The 261-nt window shown below is 64.0% G+C and carries 1 protein-coding gene; it reads left to right on the top strand.

Features of this window, described 5'->3' with window-relative positions:
- Window positions 1-23 precede the first annotated feature (23 nt).
- Window positions 24-161 (top strand): major capsid protein, encoded by a 138-nt coding sequence (locus tag FAZ69_RS34290; protein WP_369407774.1) that lies wholly within the window; start codon window positions 24-26, stop codon window positions 159-161.
- Window positions 162-261: the final 100 nt, after the last annotated feature.

Genomic DNA, 261 nt, shown 5'->3' with positions numbered 1-261 from the left:
CACAGACGTCGAGCTCGTCGACCGTGGTCGTGGATGTCAGCTCCACTGTTTCCGTGATCTCCGGCGTGGTTTCGGCGGTGACGGCGATTGGAGCGGCGGTCCTGTCGGTCGTGGTGGTGGCGTGGGGCTATAAGACGGTCCGGGGCTTCATCGGTCGCTGATCGAGGGGGCACAAGCGTTCGAAGGCGTCTGGGCAACCGGACGCCTTTTTTCCTGGTGGGGAACGTGATGGCGGTGTCGGCAATCGTGTGTGGTCCGGGT

This window comes from Trinickia terrae, assembly GCF_005144415.1.
Taxonomy (GTDB): Bacteria; Pseudomonadota; Gammaproteobacteria; order Burkholderiales; family Burkholderiaceae; genus Trinickia_A; species Trinickia_A terrae.
This window is presented reverse-complemented; position numbering and strand designations above follow the sequence as displayed.